The 24209-nt window shown below is 33.0% G+C and carries 25 protein-coding genes and 1 tRNA gene; 20 read left to right on the top strand and 6 right to left on the bottom strand.

Going from position 1 to position 24209, the window contains the following annotated elements; translation table 11 throughout:
* Positions 1-46 precede the first annotated feature (46 nt).
* Genes DZ67_RS0100450 through DZ67_RS0100430 form a run of 5 tightly spaced genes read left to right on the top strand, consistent with a single transcriptional unit; the run spans position 47 to position 4447 of the window.
* The gene (locus tag DZ67_RS0100450) at positions 47-1849 is read left to right on the top strand and encodes a thiamine pyrophosphate-dependent enzyme (RefSeq protein WP_024791670.1); all 1803 of its coding nucleotides are present in this window, start codon (positions 47-49) and stop codon (positions 1847-1849) included.
* Complete coding sequence (locus DZ67_RS0100445) at positions 1846-2370, top strand: 2-oxoacid:acceptor oxidoreductase family protein (RefSeq protein ID WP_024791669.1); 525 nt, start codon at positions 1846-1848, stop codon at positions 2368-2370. The genes DZ67_RS0100450 and DZ67_RS0100445 overlap by 4 nt, the downstream gene beginning before the upstream one ends.
* Positions 2357-2764 (top strand): PaaI family thioesterase, encoded by a 408-nt coding sequence (locus DZ67_RS0100440; protein WP_024786745.1) that lies wholly within the window; start codon positions 2357-2359, stop codon positions 2762-2764. The genes DZ67_RS0100445 and DZ67_RS0100440 overlap by 14 nt, the downstream gene beginning before the upstream one ends.
* Positions 2761-4056, top strand: a complete 1296-nt coding sequence (locus tag DZ67_RS0100435) for a phenylacetate--CoA ligase family protein (RefSeq protein WP_024791668.1) — start codon at positions 2761-2763, stop codon at positions 4054-4056. Before DZ67_RS0100440 ends, DZ67_RS0100435 begins: the two co-directional genes overlap by 4 nt.
* 1 nt (position 4057) lies before the next feature.
* Positions 4058-4447, top strand: a complete 390-nt coding sequence (locus tag DZ67_RS0100430) for a hypothetical protein (RefSeq protein WP_035906975.1) — start codon at positions 4058-4060, stop codon at positions 4445-4447.
* Here the strand turns inward: DZ67_RS0100430 and DZ67_RS0100425 are convergent.
* Positions 4424-4852, bottom strand: a complete 429-nt coding sequence (locus tag DZ67_RS0100425) for a DciA family protein (protein ID WP_024791666.1) — start codon at positions 4850-4852, stop codon at positions 4424-4426. The genes DZ67_RS0100430 and DZ67_RS0100425 overlap by 24 nt on opposite strands.
* Here DZ67_RS0100425 and DZ67_RS10620 point away from each other — a divergent pair.
* From DZ67_RS10620 to DZ67_RS0100355, 14 genes are all read left to right on the top strand, one after another.
* Complete coding sequence (locus DZ67_RS10620) at positions 4823-4993, top strand: hypothetical protein (protein ID WP_162147140.1); 171 nt, start codon at positions 4823-4825, stop codon at positions 4991-4993. The genes DZ67_RS0100425 and DZ67_RS10620 overlap by 30 nt on opposite strands.
* Positions 4990-6408, top strand: a complete 1419-nt coding sequence (gene nadB / locus DZ67_RS0100415; protein ID WP_024791665.1) for an L-aspartate oxidase — start codon at positions 4990-4992, stop codon at positions 6406-6408. The genes DZ67_RS10620 and nadB overlap by 4 nt, the downstream gene beginning before the upstream one ends.
* A gap of 1 nt (position 6409) precedes the next feature.
* Positions 6410-7717, top strand: a complete 1308-nt coding sequence (gene nhaD, locus DZ67_RS0100410) for a sodium:proton antiporter NhaD (protein WP_024786740.1) — start codon at positions 6410-6412, stop codon at positions 7715-7717.
* Between the two features lie 43 nt (positions 7718-7760).
* Positions 7761-9296, top strand: coding sequence for a glutamine-hydrolyzing GMP synthase (gene guaA / locus DZ67_RS0100405; RefSeq protein WP_024791664.1), 1536 nt, complete (start codon positions 7761-7763; stop codon positions 9294-9296).
* 29 nt (positions 9297-9325) lie between these two features.
* The gene (locus DZ67_RS10770; protein ID WP_236619993.1) at positions 9326-9700 is read left to right on the top strand and encodes a uroporphyrinogen-III synthase; all 375 of its coding nucleotides are present in this window, start codon (positions 9326-9328) and stop codon (positions 9698-9700) included.
* Positions 9701-10672: 972 nt separating this feature from the next.
* On the top strand, positions 10673-12013 hold the full coding sequence (locus DZ67_RS0100395; protein WP_024786737.1) for a [Fe-Fe] hydrogenase large subunit C-terminal domain-containing protein: 1341 nt from the start codon (positions 10673-10675) through the stop codon (positions 12011-12013).
* Positions 12014-12032: 19 nt separating this feature from the next.
* Positions 12033-12395 carry an iron hydrogenase small subunit gene (locus tag DZ67_RS0100390; RefSeq protein WP_024786736.1) on the top strand — a complete coding sequence of 121 codons (363 nt, stop codon included), beginning with the start codon at positions 12033-12035 and terminating at the stop codon, positions 12393-12395.
* A complete protein-coding gene (locus tag DZ67_RS0100385) occupies positions 12385-13059 on the top strand; it encodes a cytochrome b/b6 domain-containing protein (protein WP_024786735.1) in 675 nt (224 codons plus the stop codon). The genes DZ67_RS0100390 and DZ67_RS0100385 overlap by 11 nt, the downstream gene beginning before the upstream one ends.
* Positions 13060-13111: 52 nt before the next feature.
* Entirely contained in the window at positions 13112-14515 is a 1404-nt protein-coding gene (locus tag DZ67_RS0100380; protein ID WP_024786734.1) for an aspartate ammonia-lyase, read from the top strand.
* A complete protein-coding gene (gene hydF, locus DZ67_RS0100375; protein ID WP_024791663.1) occupies positions 14499-15764 on the top strand; it encodes a [FeFe] hydrogenase H-cluster maturation GTPase HydF in 1266 nt (421 codons plus the stop codon). The genes DZ67_RS0100380 and hydF overlap by 17 nt, the downstream gene beginning before the upstream one ends.
* On the top strand, positions 15751-16758 hold the full coding sequence (hydE, locus tag DZ67_RS0100370) for a [FeFe] hydrogenase H-cluster radical SAM maturase HydE (protein ID WP_024786732.1): 1008 nt from the start codon (positions 15751-15753) through the stop codon (positions 16756-16758). The genes hydF and hydE overlap by 14 nt, the downstream gene beginning before the upstream one ends.
* Positions 16755-17504 carry a nucleotide-binding protein gene (locus DZ67_RS0100365; protein ID WP_024786731.1) on the top strand — a complete coding sequence of 250 codons (750 nt, stop codon included), beginning with the start codon at positions 16755-16757 and terminating at the stop codon, positions 17502-17504. The genes hydE and DZ67_RS0100365 overlap by 4 nt, the downstream gene beginning before the upstream one ends.
* A complete protein-coding gene (locus DZ67_RS0100360) occupies positions 17494-18780 on the top strand; it encodes a nitrogenase component 1 (protein WP_024786730.1) in 1287 nt (428 codons plus the stop codon). The genes DZ67_RS0100365 and DZ67_RS0100360 overlap by 11 nt, the downstream gene beginning before the upstream one ends.
* Before the next feature lie 8 nt (positions 18781-18788).
* Positions 18789-19895 carry a nitrogenase component 1 gene (locus DZ67_RS0100355; RefSeq protein ID WP_024786729.1) on the top strand — a complete coding sequence of 369 codons (1107 nt, stop codon included), beginning with the start codon at positions 18789-18791 and terminating at the stop codon, positions 19893-19895.
* A gap of 82 nt (positions 19896-19977) precedes the next feature.
* Here the strand turns inward: DZ67_RS0100355 and DZ67_RS0100350 are convergent.
* The 3 genes from DZ67_RS0100350 to fliL form a co-directional block, all read right to left on the bottom strand.
* A tRNA-Arg gene (locus DZ67_RS0100350) sits at positions 19978-20054 on the bottom strand.
* Between the two features lie 21 nt (positions 20055-20075).
* A complete protein-coding gene (acpS, locus tag DZ67_RS0100345) occupies positions 20076-20417 on the bottom strand; it encodes a holo-ACP synthase (RefSeq protein WP_024788986.1) in 342 nt (113 codons plus the stop codon).
* Positions 20414-20932, bottom strand: coding sequence for a flagellar basal body-associated protein FliL (gene fliL / locus DZ67_RS0100340; RefSeq protein ID WP_024786727.1), 519 nt, complete (start codon positions 20930-20932; stop codon positions 20414-20416). Before fliL ends, acpS begins: the two co-directional genes overlap by 4 nt.
* 42 nt (positions 20933-20974) lie before the next feature.
* On the opposite strand from fliL, the gene DZ67_RS0100335 reads away from it, so the two are divergent.
* Positions 20975-21754, top strand: coding sequence for an MlaE family ABC transporter permease (locus DZ67_RS0100335; protein WP_035002980.1), 780 nt, complete (start codon positions 20975-20977; stop codon positions 21752-21754).
* Here DZ67_RS0100335 and ftsZ read toward each other — a convergent pair.
* Both ftsZ and ftsA read right to left on the bottom strand, forming a co-directional pair.
* The gene (ftsZ, locus tag DZ67_RS0100330; protein WP_024790477.1) at positions 21751-22869 is read right to left on the bottom strand and encodes a cell division protein FtsZ; all 1119 of its coding nucleotides are present in this window, start codon (positions 22867-22869) and stop codon (positions 21751-21753) included. The genes DZ67_RS0100335 and ftsZ overlap by 4 nt on opposite strands.
* A 10-nt stretch (positions 22870-22879) precedes the next feature.
* Positions 22880-24199, bottom strand: coding sequence for a cell division protein FtsA (gene ftsA / locus DZ67_RS0100325; RefSeq protein WP_024786725.1), 1320 nt, complete (start codon positions 24197-24199; stop codon positions 22880-22882).
* Positions 24200-24209 lie beyond the last annotated feature (10 nt).

Raw genomic sequence — 24209 nt, 5'->3', positions numbered from 1 at the left:
AACTTTTTTGATATTATTATAAAAATTGATAAATAAAAGGGAAAAAATGAAACAGACATTAATGGGTAATGAGGCAATTGCATATGGACTAATGCACAGCAATACTCAAATTCTAAGCGGGTATCCCGGTACCCCCTCGAGTGAAATATTAACGACTTTTGAAAAAATTTCTAAAAATCTGCCTGTTTATGCAAAGTGGGCGACTAATGAAAAAGTGGGATTTGAAGTGGCTTTTTCCGGTGCAATAGCAGGACTGAACAGTGCTGCCACAATGAAACAGGTAGGGCTTAATGTGGCAAGTGATGCCTTAATGAGCGCAAGTTTTATAGGCAATATTGGCGGGTTTGTTTTAATTGTTGCGGACGACCCCGGTTTTCATTCATCCCAGACAGAACAGGACAGCCGTGAATTTGCTAGGTTTGCAAGAATTCCCGTTATCGATCCGGCAACCCCTGCCGAAGCATATGAATTTACGATAAAGGCAAGTGAATTATCAAAAAAATTTCAAATACCTGTGATGCTAAGAAGCGTAATGAGGGTTTCACATTCAAGGGAAATAGTGGAACTAAAAGAGCATAAATTTGAAGCGAAGGAAGGAAATTTCCAAAGGGATATATCAAGATGGGCTGCAGTCCCAAGGGCTGGAAGACTGGCTCAGGCATATGAGAGGGAAGAAAAATTAGAAAAAATTAAAAAATATAATTATGAGGTATTTATAAAACCAAAAATCAATAAGCTCAAAGGTACAAAAAATTTATTCATCTCTAGCGGAGCGGCTTTTGGATATGTAAAAGAGGTAATTGATGAATTAAATTTAGATATCGATATATTAAAAATTGATATGCCTTATCCTCTGCCGTTAAATCAGCTTAAAGATTTAATTAAAAAATATGAAAAAGTATTGGTAATTGAAGAGACCTATCCGGTAATTGAAGAAGAAATTAGAAGCCATAATGTTTACGGAAAAATGACAAATGATGTGCATTCAATTGACGAGATGACAAAAGAGAGGGTTTTAAAGGCTTTAAAAAATGTAGGTTTATATAATGGGGAAAATATTTATAAACCTATATTTACCCAGAATTTTGAAGTGAAGCATAGAAAACCGAATTTGTGTCCCGGATGTCCCCACAGAGATATCTTTTTTGCAATAAAAAAAGTGTTTCGGTCTAAAAAATCGATATATCCTTCAGACATAGGGTGTTATACACTTGGAATCAATCAAAAAGCAATCGATACAGTTTTATGTATGGGGGCCAGTGTGTCAATGGCGCACGGCTTCAGTATTGCCGATAAAGAAAAAACGGTAATTGCAACAATAGGTGATTCAACGTTTTTTCACTCAGGTGTAGCGCCATTAATTAATGCAGTTTATCAAAAAGCTAAATTTATACTTGTGATTTTGGATAATTCAACCGTTGCAATGACGGGAAGACAAGCTACGCCTGAGAGGGCTGCCCCCGGGAAAGTAGATTTAAAAAAAGTTGCTGAGGGATGTGGTGCTGAGGTAATGGAGTATTTTTACGAGCCTGATATTAATAAAACCATAAACTTTTTTAAAGATGTAAAGAAAAAATTTGAAAATGTTGAAGTCCCTTTGGTTGTAATTAGCAGACAATTCTGTGTGTTGGATAAAGAAAAAGCAAAAGAAAACTTAAAAGGTATTTTTGCTACAGTGGACGAAGAAAAATGTGTTGCGTGTGATGTATGCACCACCCAGTTTGTATGTCCTCCTATGGCTTATAATGAAAGGGGAAAAATAGAAATAGACCCGCTTTTATGTGTCGGATGCGGTGTGTGTATCAGCGGGGTCTGTCCTACGGATGCCTTCATAAGGAGGGATAAATGAAATATCAGATACTTTTAGCAGGATTTGGTGGGCAGGGCGTTGTATTTTTAGTAAAGGTACTCAGTATTTGTGCCGCTAAAAAAGGGTATAAATTTTTAGGAACGGAAAATCACGGGATGAGTCAGAGAGGCGGAAGTGTGAGTTCTCATATTAAAATAGGCGAATTTTATAATCCATTGATTGATTACGGACAGGCTGATTTATTAATTGGGCTTGATCGGGATGAAGCACTTATAAATCTTCCATATTTAAAAAAAGGCGGGGATTTGGTTGTAAATGCAGATAATTTTCCTGAAATTGATGCAAATGAGTATATTGTAGATGCAAACAGACTGGCAGAAGAGGGTCTGTTTGATGTTAAAGGGCTTAATGTGTTTATGCTGGGAGTTGCATTAAAAAATGTTAAAAATTTTCCTTTCAGCGTAGATGAGGTAAAAGAAGCCATAAAAGATATTAATCCAAAATTTGCCAAAGCTAATTTTGAAATATTGGATAAAGCGATGAATTATGGAGAAAATTAAATTATATTTTAATGAAAATGCCGAATTTGGCAAAAATATAGGCATTGGACTAATAGATGTAAAATACGGATATGCAAAGGCAAAAATGAAAGTATCCACATTTCATTTGAATCTGGCAGGTGTTTGTCACGGTGGAGCTATTTTTACACTGGCTGATTTTGCGTTTGCCGTGGCAAGCAACTCTTTTGGGAAAATTGCCCTGGCAATCGATACGAGCATATCTTTTATAAATGCTGCAAAAGAAGGTGATGAATTAATTGCCGAGGCAAAACTTATTGCCGAGAGTAACCGTTTGGGCACATATGAAGTTAAAATAACTAATAAAGATAAAATTATTGCTTTTTTTAAAGGAACTGTTTATAAAACAAAAAAAGATTTAAAGGAGATAAAATGATTTATAATAAAATAGAAAGTGCAGGCAGGGAAGAGATCGAAAAAGTTCAGCTTAAAAGATTAAAAGAAGTGGTAAGCAGGGTTTATTATCTAAGCCCTTTTTATAAGAAAAAATTTGATGAATTAAACATAACTCCTGATGATATAAAATCACTTGAAGATATACAAAAACTTCCATTTACTAAAAAACAGGATTTAAGGGACAATTATCCGTTCGGACTTTTTACTGTGCCGATGAGTGAGGTTGTGAGAATTCATTCATCTTCCGGAACTACCGGAAAACCTACTGTTGTGGGATATACAGCTCATGATATGGATGTATGGAACGAAGTGATGATAAGATGTTATTATATGGCGGATGTCGCAAGTAAAGATATAGTTCATAACGCTTACGGATACGGGCTTTTTACAGGCGGACTCGGATTTCACGAAGCGGCTCAAAAAATCGGGGCTGCAATAGTGCCTGCAAGCGGTGGATTTACCCAAAGACAGTTAATGTTAATGCGTGATTTTGGGGCTACAATTCTTTGCGCAACTCCTAGTTTTGCTTTGCATTTGGCAGAAGAGGCCAAAAAAGAGGGGCCTGAATTTAGGAAAAATTATAAGCTTAGAGCCGGTTTTTTCGGAGCGGAACCGACAAGCAAAGGACTTAGGGAAGAAGTTGCAAAAGCGTGGCGGATAGATTATTACGAGGTTTACGGACTCAGTGAAATAATCGGGCCCGGGGTCAGCTGCAGCTGTAACATGGGAGAAGGGCTTCATATAAACGAAGACCATTTTTATCCTGAAATAATAGACCCGAAAACAGGGGAAGTCTTACCTGAGGGTGAAGAGGGCGAACTTGTTTTAACCACTCTTACCAAACATGCACTTCCGATAATAAGATACAGAACAGGCGATATTACAAGACTTGATAGAACTCCTTGTGCATGCGGCAGAACGTTTGTAAGGATGGAGAGTGTAAGGGGAAGGGCAGACGATATGCTGATAGTAAACGGCGTAAATGTGTTTCCTTCCCAGGTTGAGCATGTAATAGCAAATACTGAAGGGGTCAGTTTAAATTATCAGATAGTTGTGGATAAAAAAGGTTATTTGGATAAGTTGGAATTGATGGTTGAAGTTGATGAGCGTATTATGTTTGATGATGTTGCAAAACTTGAAAAAATTAAAAAAGAACTCCAACAGGCACTTTTGAATAATTTATACATTAATGCCATTGTTCATCTGGTTGAGCCAAAAAGCATAGAAAGAAGTATGGGTAAAGCAAAAAGAATAGTAGATAAAAGGAAATAAAATGAAACAGATTTCAGTGTTTTTGGAAAGGAAAACAGGAAGGCTTAAAGAAATTACCGAGGCTTTGGCAAAAGAGAATGTCAGTATTAAGGCTATTACACTGGTTGAAGCAAGTGATTTTGGAATACTCAGAATTTTGACAAAAGATGTTGTAAAAGCTACCGAAGCAATAGAAAAAAGCGGTTTTTCTCTAACTCTTAGCGATGTGTTAATAGTTGAAGTTGATGATGAAATAGGGGCTCTAAACAAAATTGTTTCAACATTAAATGAAAACGGTATTGATATAAATTATTGTTATACAGTTAATTCGGATAGAAAAGGTTCTTTTGCATTTAAAGTTTCGGATATAAACAAAGCAAAAAAAGCTTTAACCGGGTTTAGAGTTTATTAAATTTTTTATTTCTTCAAATTTTTTTCTTAAATTTTCTTTTTTTGCTTTTATTTTAAATTTTCCCGCCTCTTTAATATAAAATTTTATTTCTTTTGGAGGTGTTAAAGGTTTTTGGTATTTATAAAATGTAACTATTTTTTTTGGATTTATACTGTTGCACTGATTTGCCCTGTGGAGTGTTTTTATAATAGAAAAAATTATATTTTTATTATAAAAAATCTCCTGCCTTAAAGCGGGATGTGATACTTTTATATACAAAATCTCTCCTTTTAAAGAATAAGAAGTTATATATTTATTGTATTTACGGGGCATTAGTGCTATAATTTTTTTTAAACAACGTTTTTCTTGTAATTTATCATTAAAGGGATTAAATAAATGTTTAAGTATATCTTTTGCTTTTTTCATATTATAATTATATCTGTTTTTTTAGGATGTGGCTATAAGGCAGACCCTGTTTGGCCAGGTAAAGAACAAAATATAACCAAAGAAATTAATTCAAGTGAACTTAAAATTATAGAAATAAACAATACTATGGAGATAAAATGAAATTTGACGTAGTTATAATAGGAAGCGGAATCGCCGGACTTTGGGCGGCAAAATATATAAATGACAATTCTGATTTGTCAACTTTAATAATTACAAAAAAAGAAGTGTGGGATGCAAACAGTTTCTATGCACAGGGCGGAGTTACAATGGCTCTTGATAAAGAGGATGTAGCTTTGCATATAGAAGATACTATTAAGGCGGGTAGTTTTCACAACAATAAAGAAATGGTTGAAATTTTATCGCGCTCGTCTCTTAAATTAAAAGAGGATTTAAAAAATTACGGCTTTAAATTCGAAGGTGTTACAAGAGAAGCGGCACATTCAGTCCCGAGGGTATATCATGCGGGCGGAGACGCTACAGGAAGGGAACTGCACAGATTTTTAATAAAAAAAGACAAAAGCTATTTACTAGATAATGCCTCAGTTTTTGATTTGTTAATAGAAGACGGTGTCTGTTACGGAGTGAGTCTGCTTAAAAACAATAAAAAATATAATGTATATGCAAACAATATAATACTTGCAAGCGGGGGAATAGGCGCTTTATATAAATATGACACAAATGCAAGAACCATTTCGGGAGATATTCAGGGTATTGCAATAGAAAAAGGAATGGAAATAAACGATATGGAATTTACACAGTTTCATCCCACTGTATTTATTCAAAGTAAATTTTCACAAAAATTATTGTTGACTGAAGCCTTGAGAGGGGAAGGTGCATGGGTGGTTGACGAAGAAGGAAAAAGGTTTTTGTTTGAATATGATGAAAGAGGGGAGCTTGCAAGCAGAGATATTGTAAGCAGAGCTATTTTTATGCATCAGCAAAAAGGCCATAAAGTGTTTTTGGACGTAAGTATGTTTGAGGAGGAATATTTTAAAAACCGTTTTCCTACAATTTTTAACAAACTGAGGGATTATGATATAAAGGTGCCTTTTGAAAAAATTCCTATTTCTCCTGCATTTCATTATTTTATGGGTGGAATTGTGGTTGATGTGAATGCTAAAATAAAAAATTTTAAAAACCTTTATGCTGCCGGGGAAGTGGCAAATACGGGAGTTCACGGTGCTAACAGGCTTGCAAGCAATTCTACGCTTGAATGTTTTGTATTCGGCAGAAAAGCCGCAAGGGATATATTAAAAAACAGATTTAAAACTGATGAAAGAATATTCGATATAAATGATGAAATATTATTTAAAGAAAATGATAAAAAATATAAAAATATGTTAAGGGAAATAATGTGGAAAAATGTTGGTATAATTAGAACAAAAGACGGTTTAAGCGAGGCGTTGGATTTCGTTGAAAAACATATTGATAAGCTCGGGCGGCTTACAAAGTTGAGATTTCTAACGGCAAGGGAAATAATAAAAGCGGCTATTAAAAGAAAAGAGTCTCTCGGGGCTCATTACAGAAAGGATTAAAATGCATGAAGAAATTGTAAATTACACTCATACATGGGTAGGAATAGCTGTTTTGGCTATTTTTGTTGTTGGATATTATTTTATTGCAACAGAAGAAAAATTTGAAATAAATAAATCAAAACCGGCACTTTTTATAGGTACTTTTTCTTTTTTGCTTATAGGTACATATTTTTGGTTAAACCATCTTGACCCTTCACCGCTGCACGAAGAGCTTAAACATCTGATTGAAGAAATAGCGGAGATTTTCTTTTTCTTAATGGTTGCCATGACATATATAGAAAGCCTGATAGAAAGAGGTGTGTTTGACGCTTTGAAATACCGTTTGATTTCAAGAGGCTATACTTATAAAAAAATATTTTGGATAACGGGAACACTTTCATTTTGGATAAGCCCTTTTGCCGATAATTTAACTACAGCGCTTATTCTTTCAACAGTACTGATTACTATAGATAAACATAATATCAATTTTTTGGTTCCAGGTGCCATAAATATAGTGGTGGCTGCAAATGCCGGAGGTGCATGGTCTCCTTTCGGGGATATTACGACACTTATGGCTTGGACTGCAGGAAAAGGTGAAATAATAGATTTTTTAGCACTGTTTCCGGCTGTATTTATAGGATGGCTTTTAAGTGCATGGCTTTTAAGTCTTTTTGTACCAAAAGGCAAGCCTCATTTTGATGCTTTGACCACCCCTAAAGCTGAAATAAAAAACGGTGGAAAAGTTATTATATTTTTAGGCGCTCTTACCATTGCCATTGCGGTATTTGGCCACATAGTGATGCATTTTCCGGCAATGTGGGGAATGATGTTCGGTTTGGCATTATTGGAAATTTACAGTTTTTATCATAAAAGGAAATATAAAGAAAAAATAGATGTGTTTGTTAATATGACCAAAATAGAACATGATACACTGCTTTTCTTTTTCGGTATTCTTTCGGCGGTAGGCGCGCTGTATTTTCTTGGATGGCTTTTTTATGTTACCAAACTTTATGAAATAATAGGCCCAACATGGGGAAATATCGGTGTTGGATTTATAAGTTCTATTATAGATAACGTTCCTGTAATGGCGGCTATCTTAAAAGCCGACCCTCCAATGGATGCAGCCCAGTGGATGCTTGTTACAATGACAGCCGGGATCGGTGGAAGCTTAATCAGTTTTGGAAGTGCCGCCGGTGTTGGAGTTATGGGTAGAATGAGAGGGATTTATACATTTAATACACATATAAAATATGGTTGGGCTGTATTAATCGGATATCTCCTAAGCTGTGCCATCTGGTATGTTCAGTTCGAAATTCTTCACTGGTATTAATTTTCCCTTTCTTTTTGTTACAATTTCATTAAAAAGGATATAAATGCAAGTAGAAATACTGATACTTGATTTTGGAAGTCAATATACCCAGTTAATAGCCAGAAGACTGAGAGAAGAGGGAATTTACAGCGAAATAGTACCTTATTATGAAGGCTTAAAAACTGCAAAAGAAAAAAAACCAAAAGGGATAATTTTTAGCGGCGGTCCTGCAAGCGTTTATGATAAAGATGCATACAGAGTTGATAAAGAAATATATGATTTAGGACTTCCTATTTTAGGAATTTGTTATGGAATGCAGCTTATAACCGTTGATTTCGGAGGTGAGGTAGTTAGGGCCGACCATCACGAATATGGTAAAGCAGAGCTTTTTATAGATGAACCTCATAAAATTTTTAAAGATGTAAGCAATCCTACAATAGTTTGGATGAGCCACTCAGACAGGGTTGAAAAACTGCCTAACGGATTTAAAAGAATAGCCCATACCTCAAATGCTCCATATGCTGCAATTGTAAATGAAGAAAAAGAAATTTATGCAATTCAGTTTCACCCGGAAGTAACTCACAGTGTAGAGGGAAGTAAAATTTTAAAAAATTTTGCAAGGGAAGTCTGCTCTGTAACAAGCAAATGGGATATGGCTCATTTTGCAAAAGAACAAATCAAAAAGATTAAAGAGCAGGTAGGGGAAAACAAGGTAATATGCGCATTAAGCGGCGGAGTTGACAGTTCGGTTACCGCGGCACTTTTACATGAAGCCATTAGAGATAAATTAATTCCTATTTTTGTAGATACGGGTCTTCTTAGAAAAAACGAAAGAGAAGAAGTCGAGCATGCTTTTAAAAATGTGTTGCACGTGCCTTTAATTACTATTGATGCAAGGGAAAAGTTTTTAGGAAGGCTCAAAGGTGTAACCGATCCGGAAGAAAAAAGAAAAATAATAGGGCATACTTTTATTGAGGTTTTTGAAGAAGCGGCCAAAAAACATAAAGACGCAAAATTTTTAGCACAGGGGACTCTGTATCCTGACGTAATTGAATCAGTTTCGGTAAAAGGTCCTTCTAAAACAATAAAATCACATCATAATGTAGGAGGACTTCCCGAGTGGATGAAATTTGAATTGATTGAGCCTTTAAGAGAGCTTTTTAAGGATGAAGTCAGAAAACTTGGACTTGAACTTGGTCTTCCAAAAGGTTTAGTTTACCGTCATCCTTTTCCAGGGCCGGGACTTGCTATTAGAATAATGGGTGAAGTTAATGAAAAAGATTTGAATCTTCTAAGGGAAGCTGATGCCGTTTTGATTCAGGAGTTAAAAGCATGGGGACTTTATGATAAAGTTTGGCAGGCTTTTGCAGTACTTCTTAATGTAAAAAGCGTCGGGGTGATGGGAGATAACAGGACATATGATAATGCGGTTGCCTTAAGATGTGTCAGCTCAACTGACGGTATGACGGCAACTTTTTCCCATTTGCCGCATGAATTTTTAGAAAAGGTTTCAACAAGAATTATCAATGAAGTCGACGGTATCAACAGAGTGGTTTATGACATTTCAAGTAAACCTCCTGCAACAATTGAGTGGGAGTAAAATCAAAAATTAAAAATGAAAAGTTAAAAGTGAAAAATTTAAGATTACCTATTTATTTATTAAATAATGATAAATATGAAGGGGTAATAAATTATCCTGTTATAAAAATAAATTTTCTATCCTCTTCTATTTCTTTTGATGGAATTGATTATCTGATTTTTACTTCTAAAAACGGGGTGAGGGCGATAAATAAATTAACTGATAAATGGAAAAATTTTCCAAGTCTGGCAATAGGAAAAGCAACTGCAAAAGAAATAGAAAAATTAGGAGGAAGAGTTGAATTTGTTTCATCTAATGCCTATGGGGATGAATTTGCAAAAGAGATAAATAAAAAATATAAAAATAAAAAATTTCTTTTTTTAAGGGCAAAAGAGATAGTTTCCAATATAAAAGAATATTTTTAAAAATAATGAATTAAAAGAGATAATTGTTTATGAAACACTCTGTAACGACCCTGGTGTTTTTATTAAAAAACCGGCTATTGTAATTTTTACTTCACCTTCTAGTGTTAAATGTTTTTCAAAAATTAATGATTTTGAAAATATTTTACCTATTGCAATAGGAAATAAAACAAAAAAAATTCTTTTGGAATTTACCAAAAATTCTATTTTAACTCCGCAAAATCCTTATATTAAAGAATGCGTCCTGCTTGCAAAAAATGTAAAATTACGGTAAAATTATAATATAACTTCTTTTTTGCTTATAAAGTGTTCTTTAAAAATCTTGATTGACAAAAGCTCAAGTTTTTGTTATAATTTTAATGCCTGGGAGGAGCGCTACCCGTACATTTTGGGGCCCTACAACCTTTTTTTTAGGGGAGACGGTAGCTTCGGGGTGTGCGGCGAGATGGACTCGCCCCTAAACCGATGCTCCCATCCCCACACTGTGACTTGGCGGAGCCCAAAGTCACTACGTGAACGCCCTCTCGGGCAAAATAATGAAAAATTTAAAATGTATAATGTAGAATGAATAAATGAAAAAAGTATTTACAATTAATAATAATTTTAGTATAATAAGTGACAGACACTTATAAATCATAATTTTGAGAATAATCTAAATTTTTTAGATTGATTATTTTAGCTTTGATTTTATTTGTTAATTTTTTTTATAATAAAAATTTGAATATTTTAAATATAATATTATGTTATAACTTCTTAAATAAAAAACAATTTTCTACATATGAAAAAATATAAAAAATCCTTAATTAAAAGTCATTAATTTATTCTGTAATCACATTTTATATATGAATTTATCTATTAAAATTTAATTTAGTCCTAAATTTATATAAGAAAAATTAAATTTTAAGTTATTTTTAAGAATTAATATTATAATTTAACGAAAATTAATCTTAAAAATTTTTATGAAAGGAGTTTTTAATGAAAAAAACAGCCAAGGTTAAAATTTTTTCTCCTACAGAGAAAAATTATGTAAATATAGCAACCGGTACATACAGAGCGGGAGAATTAAAAGGTATTATTAAAATAAATTCTCAAAGCTGTGTAGGCTGCGACACCTGCAGACATGTATGTCCAGCAGATGCGATAAACGGTGCTATTGGTGTTGCCCACTCAATTGATGAAATGAAATGCATTGCTTGTGGTCAATGTTTAATTAACTGCCCATTCGGTGCAATAGAACAATTAAGTTTTGTAGAAGAGGTAATGAAAAATCTGGAAAATAAAGAAAAAACTGTTGTGGCGGTAATAGCCCCTTCGGTCCGTGTGGCAATAGCCGAAGAATTTGGAGCACCTCCCGGTACTTTAACAGTTGGAAAACTTCATAATGCATTAAAAAAAGCTGGTTTTAAAATTTATGAAAACAATTTAGCGGCCGATCAAACAATTATGGAAGAAGGAAGCGAATTTATAGCAAAAGTAAAATACTGGCTGTTAGGAGAAAGAAGCGAAAAATTAAATGAAATGGCAAATCATCCTTTACCACATTTTACATCTTGCTGTTCGGGTTGGGTTAGATATGCAGAAATATATTATCCAGAACTAATCCCTCACATATCCGGTGCAAAATCCCCTATGCAAATGGCAGGTCCTTCTGCAAAAACTTGGGCTGCTTTAGACATTTGGAAAGTGGATCCGAGAAACGTTTACACTGTCGGAATAATGCCGTGTACCGCTAAAATATTTGAAGCAAGCAGACCGGAATTCAACTCTTCTTGGAAATTTTTAAAAGAAAAAGGTTATATTCCAGAAGACACCCCTCCATTCCCTGATACAGATGCAGTGCTTACAACAAGGGATTTAGCCACATTACTTAAAATGAAAGGAATCAATCCTCTTGAGTTACCGGAAAAAGAAAATGAAACGGAAACGGAAATTTACACGGGAGCTGCCACAATATTTGGTAACAGCGGAGGCGTTACGGAAGCTGCTCTTAGAACAGTTTATTATATTCTCTCTGGAAAAGAACCGCCCAAATGGGATTTTTATGAAGTAAGGGGACATACTGACGGATTAAGAGAAGCAGAAATTCCTATTACTCTTAAATCCGGAAAAACAATTGTGGTAAAAGCCGCTGTAGTTAACGGGATAAAAAATCATCTTGATAAAATTGTTAAAGATGTAATAAAAGGCACTTCACCTTACCATATAATTGAAGTAATGAATTGTCCCGGAGGTTGTATTGACGGAGGAGGACAGCCTGTTAATCCAATGGGTACTTCATGGATAGACCCGTTATTACCTTTAAGATTAAATGCTTAAAATAAAAAAGGAGAATAAAATGAATGAAAAATTATCTTATCAATATGAAGAAAAACCTGCCACCACTTTAATAGACAGAAGAACTTTTCTTAAAGTTACAGGGGTTATAGTATCGGTTATCGCTGTTGGAGGTTATGTAATTACAGATCTTTTCAAAAAAAGGAATAAATATATAAAAATGAGGCAAACAGGTTTATATAAAGATGATATAAGATTACAGCAAAAAGGATTGGCAGCTTCTCACGAAAATCCTACTGTTCAGGAATTTTATAAAAAATTTGCGAACCATCCGATGAGTGAAATATCAGAAGAACTTTTACATACAAAAGGATATGTTGTTAGAACCAACTTAAATTTAAAAGGAGGAAAACATGCTTGCTGAAAATGAAAGGGTATTGAGATTTCCTGTTTATGAAAAAATGTTTCATAACATCAATGCAATTACATGGTATATATTGGCCTTTACCGGAATGGCTGTATATTTTAAATGGGCATCAGGTGAAAGTGCTAAGTTTTTAATGGAAGTTCACATCTGGACGGCAATTGTTTTTACTTTGAATTTTATTTCTTTTATTTTAATAGCACCGGACAGGTTTTATATTATAATGAAAAATTTATTACAATGGGATAAAGACACATTTGCATGGTTTAAAAATTTAGGCGGATATCCCAGAATGTTCGGTATTCCTTTCGGTCCTGAAAAAACTGCTCCACAAGGAAAATATAATGCTGGACAAAAAGTCGCTTATTTAATTTTTATATTTATGATTTTCGGATTGATAGTAACAGGATGGGCGCTTTATTTTGCAAAACAAGGGCTTGGCAAAGAACTTATGCTTTATTTCTTTTATTTCCATGTTTGGGGTTCTATAATAACTACAGCCCTTGTAACGTTTGTTCATTTGCCTCTTTCAATAATAAATATGGAAGATTTTAAAGCAATGTGGAGACTGGACAGCGGTTATATGCCTTTTGATGCCGCCGAACATCATTCCCCTAAATGGGTTGAAGACGATTTAGTTCAAATCAACTCTATAAAACAATAAAAAGAGCTGTTCAGCTCTTTTTATTTCAAGTAAAATCACGGAGGTTACTTAGTTGTTTAGAGAAGAAAAAGACAGTTTAGGTGTAGTAAAGATTCCATCTGATAGATATTACGGTATAAATACCGCAAGAGCCTATAATAATTTTCAAATATCCGGATATAAAGTGCCAAATGAGTTGATTAAAGCATATGCATTGGTTAAAAAAGCCTGTGCAACAACAAATGCTAAATTAAATTATCTCAGCAAAGAATATGCTAATGCAATATGTAATGCCTGTGACGAAATAATCGATGGAAAATTTCAGGAAGATTTTATAGTGGACGCATTGCAAGGTGGCGCTGGCACATCAACAAATATGAATATAAATGAAGTGATAGCTAACAGGGCAAATGAAATATTAGGATATCCAAAAGGTAAACATTATCCGATACATCCGCTTGAACATGTAAATCTTCATCAATCAACCAATGACACATATCCAAGCGCATTAAAAATAGCGGCGCTTTTTTTATTGGAAAAATTAAGCGAAGTTATAGCAGATTTTCAAAATATTCTACAAAAAAAAGAAAAAGAATTTGCTTCCATTTTAAAAATCGGGAGGACAGAACTTCAAGAAGCAGTCCCTTTTACTCTCGGCAGGGAATTTTCGGCTTTTGCCGAAGCTATATCCAGAGACAGATGGAGAATATGGAAATGCAAAGAGAGAATAAGGGTCTTAAATATTGGTTCTACTGCAATAGGAACGGGTTTAACCGCCCCTAGGGAATATATTTTTTTGGTTATTGAAATTTTAAGAGATTTAACTGGATTAAATATTTCCCGTGCTGAAAATCCTGTAAGTGTAACCGCTTTTGCAGATGATATTGTGGAAGTTGTAGGTATTCTTGATGCTTATTCTTCAAATTTATTTAAAATTTCTAATGATATCCGTCTTATGAATTTTTTAAAAGAAATAAAATTAAAGCCAGTTCAAGCCGGTTCTTCTATAATGCCTGGCAAAATAAATCCCGTAATACTTGAATCTGCAATACAAACAGCAATAAAAGTTAAATCCGATTTTAATGTAATAAGAGACTGTGTTTCTTTGTCATCTTTTCAAATTGTTGAATTTATGCCTTTAATAGCATTTAGTTTTATAGAATCTTTAAAACTGCTTTTGAATATAACTGTAAACTTGAAAGAACATATTAAAGAAATTAAAGCAAATGAAAAAATATGTAATAAATATTTTGAAGAAAGTTTTTCAATTTTAACCGTTTTACTCCCTTTGATAGGTTATGAGAAAACATTAAAAATTGTAAAAGAAATACAAAATAAAAACATAACGAATATAAAAGAATTTTTAAAAAATAGATTTGGCGAAAAAATTCTTGAATTATTTTTTCCTGAAAATCTTAATTCTCTTGGATATGATAAGAATAAATTAAAGGAGCTGTTTAATGATATCAACACCTAAAGGTTTAAGATTACATATCGGTGTTTTTGGAAGAACAAATGTCGGAAAATCGTCTTTTTTAAATATGATTACAGGACAAAATATTTCGATTGTTTCCCCTGTTGCCGGAACTACAACAGATATTGTCGAAAAAACAATGGAATTATTGCCAATAGGACCGGTTGTTTTTTTAGATACAGCTGGATTTGATGATAATTCAGTTTTGGGAAACTTAAGAATAGAAAAAACTTTAAATGTTCTTAAAAAAACTGATATTTGTTTATTAATTTTAGAGCCTGATAAATGGACTGATTATGAAGAAAATATAATTCAGATAATAAAAGAAAAAAAAATTCCTTTAATTGCTGTTATTAATAAAATCGATTTACAAAAGCCTTCGGATGAATTTATAAATAAACTTGAATCAATTTTTGGAAAAAACATTATTAAAGTTTCAAGTTTAGACAGTGATAATAAAGAAAAATATATTAATGCTTTAAAAAAACACATTATTGATATTTGCCCATCTGATTTTTTACAACCGCCGGCGTTAATAGGTGATTTAATCCCCTCAGGGGGATTGGCTGTTTTGGTTGTTCCTATTGATTTAGAAGCTCCTAAAGGCAGATTGATACTTCCCCAGGTTCAAACTATAAGAGACACTTTGGATAACGATTCCATGGCACTGATTGTTAAAGAAAGAGAACTTTCATATGCAATGTCTATTTTAAATCAAAAACCCGATATTGTAGTATGTGACTCACAGGGGGTATTAAAAATGGTTGCGGATATTCCAAAAGATATAAAAGCGACAACCTTTTCGATACTTTTCTCCCGTTATAAAGGAGATTTATTAGAACAAGCCAGGGGCATCGCACATATAGATGCTCTTAAGCCGGGAGATAAAGTTTTAATAGCTGAAGCATGCACTCATCATGCTTTGGAGGATGACATAGGAAGGGTTAAAATTCCAAGATGGCTTAAACAGTATGTAGGGGGGGATTTGCAAATTGATGTTTATGCCGGAAAAGATTACCCTGATAATGTATCGGATTATAAACTTATTATCCATTGCGGCGGATGTGTATTAAATAGAAGAGGAATGCTTTCACGCATACAAATGGCAAAAGAAGTTAACGTTCCTATTACAAATTATGGTATGGCGATTTCTTTTTTACAGGGAGTTATTAAGAGAACTTTGAGCCCTTTCCCCGCTGCTTTAATGATGTTTGAAAATGAAAGAAAAAAGTTGAAAAATGATGTTAAATAAAACTGAAATTATTCTATCGTTAATAAAAAACGATAATAAAATTTTTGAAAGAGCAACAGAAATCAGAAATAAACACTGTGGTAATGAAGCTCATATAAGGGGAGTTATACATTTTTCCAATTATTGTATCAGTGATTGTTTATATTGCGGTTTAAGAAAAAGTAATAAAGAAATGAAACGTTTTAGGATGGATGAAGAAACTATAATTAAAATAGCCGGTGAAATTGCCCAAAAAGGGATAAAAACCATAGTTTTACAATCAGGGGAAGACCCTTTTTTTACAAGAGAAAAAATCTGCAGCATTATCCGACAAATCAAAAAAAAATATGATGTAGCCATTACATTGAGCTTGGGAGAGTTGTCTTTTGATGATTATAAAGCATTCAAAGATGCCGGAGCCGATAGGTATTTAATGAAACATGAAACAATGAATGAAAAATTATATGAAAAAATGAGACCCGGCAGAAAATTAAAAGACAGAATAAAAGCGTTAGAATTTTTAAGAAAAACAGGTTTCCAGGTAGGAGCTGGCAATATTGTGGGTTTACCAAAACAAACTTTCAATGATTTGGCAGACGATATCCTGTTTTTTCAGGATTTTCAACCCGATATGATAAATATAGGTCCTTTTATTCCGCATCCGCAAACACCTTTAAAAAAGTTTTCTTCCGGAAATTTTAATCTTATGTTGAGAGTTTTTGCATTAACAAGAATTGTAACTAAAAACACGCATATTGCAGCCGCAAATACAGTTGCAACACTTAATCCTGAAAATGGGCAATTTTTATGTTTTACTAAAGGTGGATGTAACGTTTTGATGCCAAATTGCAACCCTTCTTTCGAAAGTAAAAATAAAAAAATTGAATTTGAATTTCAATGTGCACCTAAAAAACGTTATGTAGATATAAATGAAGCTACAAATGTAATTACAAAAGCGGGTATTAAAATTTCAAGAACTAAAGGGAATTCATTAAAAATAAAGGAATACCAATGAAAAAAATAGCAATATATGGTAAAGGCGGTATTGGAAAATCAACAATTACATCCAATTTATCCGCTGCTATTGCAACAATGGGGAAAAGGGTCATACAAATAGGCTGCGATCCAAAAGCAGATTCTACAATAAATCTTTTAGGAGGAGTGCCTCCTAAAACAATACTTAGTTATATTGAAGAAAATGGTATGCCAAAATCAATCGAAGAAATAGTAAAAACAGGTTTTGCAAATACTGTGACTTTTGAAGTTGGCGGTCCAACACCCGGCCAAGGATGCGCGGGCAGAGGTATTGTAACGGCACTCGAACTTTTAAAAGAATTGAATGCTTATGAAATATATAAACCCGAAGTTGTTTTTTATGATGTTTTGGGAGACGTTGTATGCGGCGGTTTTGCGGTTCCAATGAGAAAAGGATATGCCGAAAAAGTAATTGTAGTGACATCCGGAGAAAAACTGTCTCTTTTTGCGGCAGAAAATATTATAAAAGCTGTTAGAAATTTTAAAAACAAAGGATATGCATCTTTATTGGGAATTATTGTCAATTTAAGAAATATACCTAATGAATTGGAAAAAGTACAAAATTTTGCAAAAGAAATGAATGTTGATATATTGGGAGTTTTACCAAGGGATGAATCTATTAATAAGGCGGAACTTTTAGGAAAAACTGTAATAGAATATGACAAAAATGCTCAAATAAGTAAAAATTTTTATTCAATTGCAAAAAGGATTTTAGATGCTTATTGAACAGACAAGAGTTAAAATTTCTGAATTAAATGAAAAAAATTTTCCTTTTGCACCCCTGGAGTCCATGGGTCCGAATCTTGCAGGATGGGGAGTGGTTGAAACCACTTTACTTTTGCCTAACAGTATTTGCCTGATGGTGGGACCTTTGGCCTGTCTTAGACACTCCTCTTTTATGTCCCATGCAAGAAACTTTTACGGGCGTTTTTATATGCTGAATATTGACGAAATAGATATTATAATGGGAAAACATTTTTCAAAAGTGGAAGAAGCTATTTTAAAAATTTCAAAAAAAGAAAAGCCAGAAATACTTATATTGGCGGGAACATGTTGCGATTATTTATTAGAAAGCGATTATACAGATGTAGTTGAAAATATGAAAAAAAAATTAAATATTGAAATAATATATACAGTAATGGCACCTTTAACGATAGGATTAAAACCTTCCCCTTTTGAATTGGCATATCAATCTTTAATTGATATTTTAAAAGATAAAAAAACAGAAATAAATAAAAACAGTGTTAATATTTTAGGAACTTTTATACCATTGAAAGAAGATTCAGAATTATTGGTTTTTCTTAAAAAGTTGGGTTATGAAAATATCTATCAAATTCCTACACTTAAAAATGTCCATGATTTGTATAAATTATCTTCTGCTTCATTAAATATCGTGATTCATCCTTTAGGCTTACTTTTAGCAAAAAAAATGTATAATGAGTTAGATATTCCTTATATATTCGCACCGGTAAGTTACGATATTTTGGAAATAAAAAAACAATATTCTAAAATTGAAGAAATAACAAATAAAAAAATTAATATAAAAGAGAAAAATAATGAAAATTTAATAAGTAAAAACAAATTTATAAAAAATAAAAATATTGCTGTTGGAAGCAGTGTTTACGGCAATCCTTTGGAATTGGCACTGGCTTTAACAAAATTAGGAGGAAATGTTAAAGCAGTTTTTTTGAGAAATTCTCCAAAACTTCATGAAAAAGAATACATTAATGAATTGTCTAAAATATCCCCTGAAACCTATATTTATAACGTTTCACATCCATATTTAAATGAAAATATAAATTTTTTTAACGATATAGAATTAGCGTTTGGGGTTGATGCCGGTATATTTTGCCAAAATGCTGTCAATATCCCTCTTTCAAGATATCAACACTCTTTTTACGGATATGAAAATTTAAAAAATTTATTAGATTCAATACAAGAAAATATTAAAAATCCAATCAGCAATTATGATTGGATATATAAATATAACTATCTTATATAGGAGTAAATATGAAATTAATAGATAATCTTTTACCTCTTGCTTCAGGATATTTTGGGGTTGCTTCAGCACTATATGAACTTGGAGGATTGATGATTACATACGGTCCGGCAGGAGGTGCATGGCATATAAATATCGGAGATGAATACAGATGGTATAGAAATAAAACAAAATTAGTAGGTGCGGGACTTTTAGAAATGGATGCAGTATTCGGAAATGATGCTAAATTTATCGATAGAATTATAAATGTTGCAAAAAACTTAAAACCGAAATTTTTAGTATTAATGGGCACCCCTGTTTCCGCAATTATAGGAACTGATTTAAACGGTTTATCTGAAACTATTCAAAAAGAATTAAATATCCCTCTTTTTTATATTAATACAAAAGGAACTGAAACATATAGTGAAGGCGCTTCAAGAGCTTTTTTAGAATTGGCTAAAACTGTTTTAAAACCTCAAAAAAAAGAGGAAAAAACTGTAAACATTCTCGGGGCTGTACATCTCGATATAGGGCATCATACGCATTTAAATCCATTAATTAATTTACTGAAAAATTTAAATTATAAAATCATCAGTATCTGGGGAATGGAAAAAAATTTTGAAAACTTAATTGAAAGTTCAAAAGCAGCTCTGAATATTGTAATTACTTCAAGCGGATTAAAATTAGCTGAATATATGCATAAGAATTTTGATATCCCATATATTGTAGGTTTTCCTGTGGGAGAAACAATAAAAAATTTAATTAATAAAAAATCTGTAAATAATAAAAAAGTATTGATAATTCACGAGCCAATTATAGCTTTGAGTATAAAAGAATATTTTGAAAAAAATTTAGGTATTGAAGCATTTGCCGCTTCCCCAATAAAAAATGATTTATTGAATAATAACTGCTGTTTTTTTGAAAATAAAAATTTCAGTTTCACAGAAACTGAAGAGGGTTTTAAAAAGTTTAATGATGAATTTTATTATATAATTGCTGATCCAATTTATCAAAAATTTATAAAATCTAAAAAATTTATCCCATTACCCCATTTAGCATTAAGCGGGAGACTTTATATGAATTTAAATTATGATTTTATTGGAAAAGAAGGAGAGATATATTTTAAAAAATTTTTGTGAAAATTATAAAAGTTTAATATTATTTTGTATTTTGTGAAAAAAAATTTAATTATTATAATTTATTTGTAAAATTCTAAAATCTTGGCGTCCCCGGCGCGATTCGAACGCACGGCCTCCACCTCCGCAGGGTGGCGCTCTATCCGGCTGAGCTACGGGGACAGGAATGAAATTATATCAAATTTATCTGGAAATTATAACAGCGGCGATGGCGAATCCTCCGTCATGGGAAATTGAAAGGTCGGCATTTTTTAAATTAAATTTTTTAATTGTTTTTTCTGAAAAATAGGGCTTATTTTTTGAATTTTTTAGAATAATAATATCCTTGAAATTACACTCTTTTCCAATACCCGTTCCAATAGCCTTTGAAAATGCTTCTTTGGCCGCATATGCCCCCGCAACGGAAGAGGGGGTTAAAAAAAATTTCTGTTCTTCTTCATTTAAAAATTTATCTTTTGCTTTTTTACCGAATTTATCAATCATATTTTCAATTCTTGAAATTACTACAATATCTATGCCTATCACTGAATAACAAACTCCGTAAAATAAACATGCCTGATTTCGCCTGTTGTAAGCATTTCATTCAGCTTTCTTTTAATTTCCTCTTTTAATTTTTCTTTTCCTTTTGCCGTTTGAATTTCTTCTACTGTTTTACTGGAAAGAATATTTATTATGGTGTCTCTTACAGCGGGCAGTTTTTTATCAATTTCGTTTTGAAGATCCGGTGAATCCAGTTCCAGGGAAACCTTGCATTTTAAATATCTGTCTGCATTGTTGCTTACTAAATTTACTATAAACTGATCAAGCGGATAAATCGGACCAATTTGAGCCATATCACTGACTTTCTTTTTTAGAGTTTTTTCTTGTGTCTGCGGATTTGTGTTTTGCTCAGATGTGTTTGTAAGTAAAAAATATGCAACCAATCCACCTATAATCAATAATATCAGCAATAATGCAATAATAATAATTAATAATAATTTACTTCCGCTTTTTTCTTTTTTTTCTTCCCCAATTTCCTGATTTTCTTTTTCTTCCGCCATTTTATTCCTTTTTTGTTATAATTTTATCAAAAAAGGGCTTAATTGATAAACCGCTTCTTTTATAATATCGGGAAAAACACAATAAATTTTATCAATATATTGGGCGATTTTTTTATTTTCCAAATAAAAATATTTTTTCTTTTTTTTAAACCTCCGTATAGAATTAAAAATTTGTTGGATCAGATTACATTTATCGGTTACGGCTCAATCGGTGTTATCTTTTTAACCGGTTTTTTTACAGGTCTTGTTGAAGCTGTAAATTTATACGATGCGTTTCATAAATTCGGGATAGATGATTTTATGGGTTATACAATATTTATATCTGTAATTAAAGAACTCGGTCCTGTATTTGCCGCATTAATGGTGGTAAGCAGGGGAATGAGTGCTTATGCAGCGGAACTTGGAAGTATGAGAGTAACCGAGCAGATAGACGCGCTTGATGTAATGGCTGTGGATTCCAGACATTTCCTGATAGTTCCAAGAATTATTGCTACAATTATTTCACTTCCTTTATTGATTTTGTTTTTTGATGCGGTGGCCAATGTGGGGTCTTATTTGATTTCCATATATTCTCTTGATGTAAACGGTTATGCGTATCTGGATAAAATAAGACAGTTTGGAGAATTAAGCGATTTTAACGAAGGTATTACAAAGGGAATTGTATTTGGCTATTTGATAAGTGCAATTTCAACATATATAGGTTATCATACAAGAGGGGGTGCCAAAGGAGTGGGGATCAGTACCACAAGGGCTGTTGTTGTTTCTTCTGTTGTGGTATTTGCGGCTGATTATGTGATATCAGCCTTTTATTTAATTTTTTAATCTTTCATTCTTCTCATATATGCCGGAATATCAAGCTCATCCACATCAAGTTCTATTCCGCCGACTACTTTTTCTTTTCCTACCAACATTGTTTCAATATTTTTTTTGATATCTTCTTTATTTGCCGCATCATTTTTTTCAAAGCCTGTTGCGACAATAGTCACTTTTATTTCGTCAGGTGCCAATGAGTTATCTGTTGAAGTACCGAAAATTATATCGGCATCATCATGGGCTTTTTCTTCAATTATATTCATACCCTCATAAATTTCATCAAGAGAATAATCCTCATGCATAGTAAAATGAACAAGCACACCCATAGCCCCTTCAATTGAAATGTTATCAAGTAAAGGAGATTCAATTGCTTTTTTTATGGAATTAAATGCGGCTGATTCACCTTTGTCCTCACCCACACCCATAAGGGCCAATCCCTGATGTGACATTACTGTTTTTAAATCGTTAAAGTCAACGTTTATGTCATTTTCACCATATGAAATTACCATATTTGAAATTCCATGAACAGCTTTAAACAATACATCGTCCACAAGAGAGAATGCTTCTCTTCTTCCTACTTTTCTGTCTATTATTGTTAAAAGTTTGTCATTGGGTATTACAACTATTGAATTTGCCTCTTTTTTAAGCTCATTTGTACCGATTTCAGCCAATTTACCTCTTCTGTTGCCTTCAAATCTGAAAGGTTTGGTAACAACTCCTACTGTTAAGGCGCCTAATTCCTTTGCCGCTTTAGCAATGATACTTGCTGCTCCTGTACCAGTTCCGCCTCCCATTCCTGCTGAAATAAATACTAAATCTGCCCCTTCAAGGCTTTCTTTTATTTCATCAAAACTCTCTTCGGCAGCTTTTGCTCCTATTTCAGGCCTCATTCCAGCACCCAGCCCGTTTGTAAGTTTTACACCAAGCTGTATTTTTTTATGGGCTTTGCTTGTTTTTAAAGCCTGAATATCGGTATTGGCAGCTATTAATTCAACATCTTTTATCCCTCTGTTCGCCATATAGTTTATCATATTGTTTCCACCGCCGCCGACACCGATTACTTTAATTTTTGGTCCGTCGATTTCTTCTTTTATTGTGAAAAGATTGGTAGTCGCATTTTCCATTTTTTCCCCTTTAAAATAGATTATTTATCCAGTTGATAAATTTTTTGAATGGATTTGTTTTTTTGTTTACTTTTTTAACAATATCGGCTAATTCTTGTTTTTCATCTTTTTCATTTTTTTTGTTAAACAATTCTTCACTTTCTACTTTATTTGTTTTTTCGAGATCCAGGGAGTTGAAATTTTGATTTGAATCTTTTTCATATTTGTTATTTCCCCCGTTGGCATATAACAGCAGTCCGATTGCCGTAGAAAATTCTGGTGTTTTTAAATTTTTTACAAGACCTTCTATTTCTTTGGGATATCCTATTCTTACAGGCAAACCGTCAAAAAAGTTTGAAGCAATTTCTTTTACATTGTAAAAATTTGTAAACCCCCCGGTTAAAACAATACCTGTACCGATTTTGTCCTTGAGTTTCGAATCATCAATTTTTTTATTTAATAAAAGAAATGTTTCTTCAACCCTTGCGGAAATAACCTGGGTTATGGTTGAAATAGAGGCTTTTTGTTTTTCGTTTTCGTTTCCTATTACAGATATTTCTATTAAATCCTCCGAATTATTTACATAATCTTCAAAATCAAGTTTAATTTTTTCCGCATCTTTTAGTGTTGTATGAAGTGCGATGGATAAATCGTGGGTTATATGATGGCTTCCTATCGGAAGATAATCGGTGTAACTTAACGCCTTATTTACAAATACGGCTATATCACATGTTGCAGCCCCTATATCTATAACTCCCACACCCAGTTCTTTTTCGTCTTCTTTCAAAACTGCAAGAGAGCTTGCATAAGCGGAATTAACAATTTTATCAATTTTTAAACCGGCCAATTTAAATGTTTTTTTAAGATTATCAAGTCCGCTTTTTTGTGCTATTATAATATGAAGGGTTACTTCAAGCCTGCTTCCGCTCATTCCTATAGGATCTTCTATTTCACTTGAATCGTCCAATTTAAAATTATACGGAATAGCCTGAATAGGAACATAATCACTCGGAACAGCTGCATTTATCATTGCGCTGTTGATTGCCCTGTTAATTTCTTTTAATGTTACTTCTTTATTTGGAACATTGACTATGCCGTAACTTTTTATGCTTTTTGTGTATGCTCCGGATATAGATATTACAGCACTTGAAAGCTCTATGCCGGCAACTCTTTTTGCATCGTTTACCGCATTTTTAATTGCTTTACTGGCTTCTTCAATATTAGTGATAATACCTTTTTTTATACCGTTTGATTTAGATATTCCAACACCGCTGACGGTTAAATTACCGTTGTTTTCAGCTATTATTGCCGTTGTTTTAGAACTTCCCACATCTACAGCAAGTATCGCCAATTTAATTCCT

Origin of the sequence: Lebetimonas sp. JS138 (assembly GCF_000523335.1) — a bacterium.
Lineage (GTDB): Bacteria > Campylobacterota > Campylobacteria > Campylobacterales > Nautiliaceae > Lebetimonas.
Note: the sequence above shows the minus strand (reverse complement) of the source record. Positions and strands in the feature narration are given on the sequence as shown.

Coding starts and splice junctions, on each gene's coding strand:
- DZ67_RS0100450 (WP_024791670.1), top strand. CDS start 47: ATGAAACAGACATTAATGGGTAATGAGGCAATTGCATATGGACTAATG.
- DZ67_RS0100445 (WP_024791669.1), top strand. CDS start 1,846: ATGAAATATCAGATACTTTTAGCAGGATTTGGTGGGCAGGGCGTTGTA.
- DZ67_RS0100440 (WP_024786745.1), top strand. CDS start 2,357: ATGGAGAAAATTAAATTATATTTTAATGAAAATGCCGAATTTGGCAAA.
- DZ67_RS0100435 (WP_024791668.1), top strand. CDS start 2,761: ATGATTTATAATAAAATAGAAAGTGCAGGCAGGGAAGAGATCGAAAAA.
- DZ67_RS0100430 (WP_035906975.1), top strand. CDS start 4,058: ATGAAACAGATTTCAGTGTTTTTGGAAAGGAAAACAGGAAGGCTTAAA.
- DZ67_RS10620 (WP_162147140.1), top strand. CDS start 4,823: ATGTTTAAGTATATCTTTTGCTTTTTTCATATTATAATTATATCTGTT.
- DZ67_RS0100425 (WP_024791666.1), bottom strand. CDS start 4,852: ATGAAAAAAGCAAAAGATATACTTAAACATTTATTTAATCCCTTTAAT.
- nadB (WP_024791665.1), top strand. CDS start 4,990: ATGAAATTTGACGTAGTTATAATAGGAAGCGGAATCGCCGGACTTTGG.
- nhaD (WP_024786740.1), top strand. CDS start 6,410: ATGCATGAAGAAATTGTAAATTACACTCATACATGGGTAGGAATAGCT.
- guaA (WP_024791664.1), top strand. CDS start 7,761: ATGCAAGTAGAAATACTGATACTTGATTTTGGAAGTCAATATACCCAG.
- DZ67_RS0100395 (WP_024786737.1), top strand. CDS start 10,673: ATGAAAAAAACAGCCAAGGTTAAAATTTTTTCTCCTACAGAGAAAAAT.
- DZ67_RS0100390 (WP_024786736.1), top strand. CDS start 12,033: ATGAATGAAAAATTATCTTATCAATATGAAGAAAAACCTGCCACCACT.
- DZ67_RS0100385 (WP_024786735.1), top strand. CDS start 12,385: ATGCTTGCTGAAAATGAAAGGGTATTGAGATTTCCTGTTTATGAAAAA.
- hydF (WP_024791663.1), top strand. CDS start 14,499: ATGATATCAACACCTAAAGGTTTAAGATTACATATCGGTGTTTTTGGA.
- hydE (WP_024786732.1), top strand. CDS start 15,751: ATGATGTTAAATAAAACTGAAATTATTCTATCGTTAATAAAAAACGAT.
- DZ67_RS0100365 (WP_024786731.1), top strand. CDS start 16,755: ATGAAAAAAATAGCAATATATGGTAAAGGCGGTATTGGAAAATCAACA.
- DZ67_RS0100360 (WP_024786730.1), top strand. CDS start 17,494: ATGCTTATTGAACAGACAAGAGTTAAAATTTCTGAATTAAATGAAAAA.
- DZ67_RS0100355 (WP_024786729.1), top strand. CDS start 18,789: ATGAAATTAATAGATAATCTTTTACCTCTTGCTTCAGGATATTTTGGG.
- fliL (WP_024786727.1), bottom strand. CDS start 20,932: ATGGCGGAAGAAAAAGAAAATCAGGAAATTGGGGAAGAAAAAAAAGAA.
- ftsZ (WP_024790477.1), bottom strand. CDS start 22,869: ATGGAAAATGCGACTACCAATCTTTTCACAATAAAAGAAGAAATCGAC.